This is a genomic window from Candidatus Thermoplasmatota archaeon (assembly GCA_022848865.1).
Taxonomy (GTDB): Archaea; Thermoplasmatota; Thermoplasmata; order RBG-16-68-12; family JAGMCJ01; genus JAGMCJ01.
Genome location: JAJISE010000067.1, coordinates 1 through 5921, shown reverse-complemented (window position 1 = coordinate 5921; position 5921 = coordinate 1). Strand labels below are relative to the sequence as shown.

General features: G+C 57.1%; 5 protein-coding genes and 1 rRNA gene. 3 read left to right on the top strand and 3 right to left on the bottom strand.

The features are described from left to right. On the bottom strand, nucleotides 1-261 hold a 261-nt coding region (locus tag LN415_09305; GenBank protein MCJ2557281.1), incomplete at its 3' end, for an aldo/keto reductase. 246 nt (nucleotides 262-507) lie between these two features. On the opposite strand from LN415_09305, the gene LN415_09300 reads away from it, so the two are divergent. Both LN415_09300 and LN415_09295 read left to right on the top strand, forming a co-directional pair. Then, on the top strand, nucleotides 508-1683 hold the full coding sequence (locus LN415_09300) for a saccharopine dehydrogenase NADP-binding domain-containing protein (GenBank protein ID MCJ2557280.1): 1176 nt from the start codon (nucleotides 508-510) through the stop codon (nucleotides 1681-1683). A 139-nt stretch (nucleotides 1684-1822) separates the two neighbouring features. Further along, the gene (locus tag LN415_09295; protein MCJ2557279.1) at nucleotides 1823-2215 is read left to right on the top strand and encodes a hypothetical protein; all 393 of its coding nucleotides are present in this window, start codon (nucleotides 1823-1825) and stop codon (nucleotides 2213-2215) included. Here the strand turns inward: LN415_09295 and LN415_09290 are convergent. Further along, nucleotides 2212-3186: a hypothetical protein gene (locus tag LN415_09290; protein MCJ2557278.1), complete on the bottom strand. Its 975-nt coding sequence runs from the start codon at nucleotides 3184-3186 to the stop codon at nucleotides 2212-2214. The two genes, LN415_09295 and LN415_09290, sit on opposite strands and share 4 nt — an antisense overlap. A gap of 202 nt (nucleotides 3187-3388) precedes the next feature. On the opposite strand from LN415_09290, the gene LN415_09285 reads away from it, so the two are divergent. Beyond that, entirely contained in the window at nucleotides 3389-5584 is a 2196-nt protein-coding gene (locus LN415_09285; protein MCJ2557277.1) for a hypothetical protein, read from the top strand. 176 nt (nucleotides 5585-5760) lie between these two features. Here the strand turns inward: LN415_09285 and LN415_09280 are convergent. Beyond that, nucleotides 5761-5921 (bottom strand): 16S ribosomal RNA (locus tag LN415_09280); the annotation flags it as partial.

Genomic DNA, 5921 nt, shown 5'->3' with positions numbered 1-5921 from the left:
GTCCAAGGCTCCTTGGCGTGAGCGGCTGCGGGTTTTGGTGGCAATGAAGAAGTCATCCCGATGCTTGGCAAGCCAGGGCCCGATGACTTTCTCTGCGTTACCATACATGGGCGCGGTGTCGATGTGATTCACTCCGTATTCCTGCAACAGCGCCAATACGCGATTCGCTTCTGACTGAGTTGCCTTCTTGAACGCCCAAGAACCGAAGATGACGCGTGTGCTCTGATGCCCCGTACGTCCGAATTCCTGTCTCGGAATCATCTCAATGTCCCTCCGTTTGGATCGAGCTGCATTAGCCCAGTTGGTATCGCTATGCCCCTCATAAAGTGTTCCGGGGCGGGTTCACTTTTGCCATTCATGAAGTTTACGCCACCAGTACATCGGATTGAGAAGTGTTCCTGGCCAGAATCGCTACCTAAGACTTGTGCAATCCTCTGGCCTGAAACCTGCCAGGGCCCATTCATTCGCCCATAATCTACTTCTATGCCGCTTCCGTTACAGGCTTCGATGGGGAAGCGGTATGCCGTTCTGGGGTCTGGACGTCAGGGGACAGCGGCTGCCTATGACATCGCCCGATTCGGTGCCCCTGAAACACTTCTCCTGGCGGATGCGAAACTGGCCCAGGCCCAGGCCGCTGTGGAACGAGTTCGCGAGTTCTTTCCCGAAGCTCCGGTGAGCTCTCAGGTGCTCGATGCGTCTGAGGACCGGACGTTGCGGCGGTTTCTGGAGGAAGAGCGGGTGGAAGTCCTGCTCAGCGGGCTCCCTTACGCCTGCAACCTGACTGTAGCGCAGACCGCCATCCCGCTGGGTGTCAGCATGGTGGATTTGGGCGGGAACACTGAGATCACGCGGCAGCAGCTCACACTCGACGAAGAGGCGCGGGCAGCGGGGGCGGCTCTGGTCCCGGACTGCGGAATGGGTCCCGGGATGAACGTCAGTCTCCTGGCCTACGCCATGGCTCAAATGGGCGATCCGCAACATGCATTCGTATACGAGGCGGGGCTCCCGTTGAACCCCGAACCGCCCTGGAACTATGCTCTGACCTTCAGCATCGCTGGGCTCACGAACGAGTATGCGGGAGAAGCCACATTCCTGCGGGATGGGGAATTGGTCTCGGTTCCGGCTCTGGAGGGCGCCGAGATGGTGAAGATACCTGAACTGGGGACGATGGAGGCCAGAGTGACCACTGGCGGGCTCTCCACCGCTCCCTGGGGGCTCCAGGGGGTCCTGCGGACTCTGGAGAACAAGACATTGCGGTACGCAGGGCACTGGGACCAGATAGTGACCTTTCGTGACTTGGGTCTCCTGAGTGAGTCTCCGATCGAGGTTGACGGCCACGAGGTCATCCCACGTCACGTGTTCCACGCGCTTTTCGAGCCACAGGTGGCCAAAGGCTCCATCCACGACATCGCCATCATCCACATTCGGGTCATCGGAACAAGGGACGAGGCGCCCGCTGAAGTCATTGTCGATCTCGTGGACCGCTATGACAGTGAAACGGGGTTCACGGCAATGGAGCGGGTCACCGGCTGGCATGCTTCGATAATGGCGCAGTTGATTGCTGCAGGGGAGGTTCGACCGGGCGCACATTCCGTGGAGTCCGCAATTCGACCGGAACGGGTGGTCGAGGAGGCCCGCCGCCGGGGCCTGAGCATTAGCTTGACAGATATTCCTCCCGCCTGATACCCGCGTGACCAGAGAGTGGGTCGACTGGGACATCTGCCGCTCGCGTAGCCTCCTGTGCCGCTTCATTCTCAGGTGGTGGTCTGTCGCCAAAAGGGATATATGAAGTGAGAATCTTTATTCTCCCAACCCTCAGGGGGTGCAAGGAATCAGTCCAGCGCTGTACAAGGACTACAAGATTTACTGCTGTTTTGCCCTGAACAGGCTGGTCAGTGAGCTCGACATCGACCTGTATCAGGAGGGTCTGGAGGAGCGACTGGACGAGATCCTGGGACAGAAAGACTCATCCCTGTCAAAAGAGGACATCAAGCATGAGATCAAGTCGAACCACGTGATGACGAACAAGGTTCTGAGCCGGCTCGAGGAAGACGGGTTTATCGAGATATCCCAGAGTGGGAAGAGATACGGAATCAGAATAACGAAAGAGGGCGTGCTCCACGTCAGGCAGTTCAACGAGTTCTACAAGCGGATATACCACGAACAGATACTCGACCACTGCAAGTATAGGGATATCCCCGCCTGGGCCCGCTAGCGTTGCTGGCTCGGAACATCCGAGACGTAAGGGATGAAATCGTACGTTCCATCCGGGTTCTCGGAAATGAGTTCCAGCGAGCAATTCATGAGAGAGACGCCGCCCCTAATGACGCCTGCCTCGCCCGTGAGGAAATCGTACGCGTCATCATCGAGGGTCTCCTCACTCTTCCTCGTCCACAGGGCTATCACTCTGCGGGGAGGGAGCTTCGTGAAGGCCGTGATTTCCTCTACCGCCCCCTTGAGCGCCGTGAGGTCCTGAAGCCTGGGTTTCTGGGCGAAACTCTTGACGTAAATGGCATATCCTGGATAACCGAGCTTCAAAGCCCTCCACAGAGAGCCTGAACGTCTGCTGGCATAGGCGTCGAACTGATAGAAGAACTGACCCCGCCCCTTGAGGATTGCCGGAGTCATGACCGCCCCTGGCGCCGAGAAGTGCTTCATGAGGTCGGGGCTCCTTTGTGCGAGGAAGCTGAGCACCCTTTGGACCGAGCTCTCGCCCTTCGGGATGTACATCACGGGATCCTCGTCCCTGACGCTCTTGATCACTCTGTAACGTATCCAGTAGTAGTCGAAGAAGGTCCTGATCTCGTGGATGAGATTGAGCAGGACGATGCCCAGAATGAAGAGCCCCGTCAGGATCCCGCCAAGTATCACGGTCCCGGGGCCCCAGAACAACAGAAGGATTAGGAACGTGTTCACGGTCGCGACGGATATAAGAATCGCCCGTGCGGTAGTGCGGTCGAACCATCTGAGCAGGAAGAGCGATATGAAGAGGATCAGAAGGAAGGGAAATGAGATGGGAGAAGAACCCACGATGAACAGGAAGTCGACAAACAACCAAGCTGCGATGAACACCGTCGCATACTTCACGAGCCTCTTGAACTTGGGATGCTGCTCGGTAACCTCCTCAGCCAGATCAAAAATGGCGGAGATGGGATTCTCGACGGCTCGAGCGTCCTTTCTCATCATATAAATACTCGTCTCAAGATATTTAAAGACCTCAGAAACAATCCGACGGAGGACCTCATGCGGGACCTGCTGGCCAAGGCAAACGCGAAGCTTCCGGGGCCCGCTCAAGGAACTCCCTTATAAGCTTTAGGGAAGAATCTTCTGTAACAGATTTCCACGGGTGTAGTTATAACCTCAAGGGGATAGGATTATCGGTGAGAAGATGCACGAACCAACCACGAAGAAGAGATCAACGGGGCAGGTTGCCGTTGCCCTGTGCCTTCTGCTTGTGACCGTGGCCCTCTTTGGCATTGTGACAAAGATGATGGTCGAAGCTCCTGGACTGGAGAGCAACGAGGACTACCAGATGGTGATGGGAGCGGCAATGTCTCCCGCTCAAGAACCTGACAGCACGAGAAGCTCTGAGGACATCGACTACGGAACACGCACCGCTGATGTCGTCATGGAGGAGCGAGAAACGCAGAGCGTAGAGGAGAAGACACCAGAAACGGAGACGCCTCCGGAGACAATCGAGGAGGAGGGCGAAGACTATACGGTGGATTTCTCGCCCGAAATCGAGAGTCAGATCGAATTCGCCACCTCGGAAGGGGTGGAGTTGATCACTCCTGAGGACTTCGAGCTCGAGATGCCCGAGATGGACTCCGAGAACCCCATCGAACTGCCAATGTCCCTGCTAGAGGGGATCGAGGAAGTGGATGCGGAGGAGTACGACACCGGGATATTCCTCGAGGCTCTGACCGAGGAGGGCGACGACCCCAACTGCACGAAGACCGTGGAATTTGACTTCAACGACGCTGACGGAGACGGAAACCCCGAGTGGGTGGAGGTCAGGATCCTGGTGGTCTGTGAGATCGATGAGAACGAGGACGGCTATCCGGAGGTCAAGGCCGTGTTCGCACGGAATATGAACGTCTGGGATAACGACAGCGACGGGAAGTTCAACGCACTTGTCGGACTGCAGGGTGTCCACCTGGCGCTCGACCCGAACAGCGATGGACTGGTCGAGTACGAGGCTCTCGGACTCTGGCGGCTCGTGATGCAGGATCCCGAGGGCGACGAGACGCCCAACTACCTCAGCCTTGAGTTCGCAGGAAAGCAGGAGCTGGACGCTGACACGGATGGAAACCTCGAGTTCAGGCGGTACTTCTGGACTCAGGCGGAGATCAAGGACGAGACAAACAACGGGATAGTCGAGGAGCTCCGCATGGTCTTGGTGGGCTATCAGTCCTACGACTTCGAGGACGATGGAACGATCGAGTACCAGGGCATCGCGAAGCTGGAGATGGCGATCGCGGACGAGAACGATGACGGAAACAACGAGACGATGTCGCTGTCCTTCGTCGCAGTCGAGGGACTGGACATGGACGTTGACGGGAATCCAGAGCTCGCACGGGGACTCTTCGGTGAGTTCGAGGCAAACGACACGAACTCCGATGGAAACGTCGAGTACGTGCACGCGAGGCTCGTTGCGGGCAGGGCCTGGGACAACTCGAGCAACGGCAGACCCGAGTACATAGGGGTCGTCTCCTTCGAGATTGAGATGGTGGATGAGATTGAGGATGGCTATCCGGAGAAGATCAAGGTCGAGGCCCTTCGGATGGAAGTCCTGGACATGAACGAGGACGACAATCCGGAATGGATGCGCGGCTACCACGCCACGATCGAAGCCAGGGATAACGACTCTAATGGTATCGCGGAGACGATGGAGATGAGGATTCGCGGAGCGGGGATCCTTGACCCGAACTCGAACGGCATATACGAGTTCCTGGCCTTCTACGCGGTGGACGTCGAGGTCCATAATCTGGTGGAAGACTCGAGTCCTTTGACGAGAACAGTAATGGCGTCCGAGAACCCCGAGAAGATCGAGCTGAAGGCGGTTGGCGCAGTGTACGTTGACCGGGACGAGGACGGGAACAAGGAGTACCTGAAGGTGGCCTACGTTGCTCTCGAGGCGAACGACACGAACAGCAACGGGAATATGGAAGAGGTCTGGGGATGTCTCGTAGCGTACGAGATGCTGGACACGACGTCGGACGGCGTGCCCGAGTACGAGGGAATCCTCCTGGCCGAGCTGGAGATGACGGACGCCAACGATGACGGGAACCCTGAGTACGTGCACGTCGCCGTCATGGGCTATCAGTACGTCGACGCGGACCAGGACGGGTACAAGGAATGGCAGCGCGCCTTCGCAGGTGAGTTTGAGGCCTTCGACGAGAACAGCAACGGCGTCTTCGAGAAGGTCGACCTGAGGATCGTCTACTATGAGAGCCTTGACACGGATGATGACGGAACGCCCGACCACGAGCACTGGCTCGTCGTCATATATCACGCAGAGGACGTAGACGAGGACGGGACCATAGATATCGAGGACTTGCTCATCCGCAAGCACAGACACTGAGCTCTTCGGAGCTCCCTCTCTTCTTTTTTCTTCCTACGGCTAGATGACTCTAGCTGTAGAATGAAGGAAAATACTATTGACACTCGATGAGTTTGATGCCCAGCGACCCCGCCCAAGGCATACCTGCTTCATACCCCGCCATTCTGGCGGGTAGGTATCGCCTCTTTTGGTTTCAAAGGAGGTGATCCATCTGCAGGTTCCCCTACAGATACCTTGTTACGACTTAACCCTCCTTGCTGAACCCAAATTCGAGCCTACCACAAGGGCAGAACCTCATTTGGACCCAACTCGGGTGGTTTGACGGGCGGTGTGTGCAAGGAGCAGGGGCATATTCACC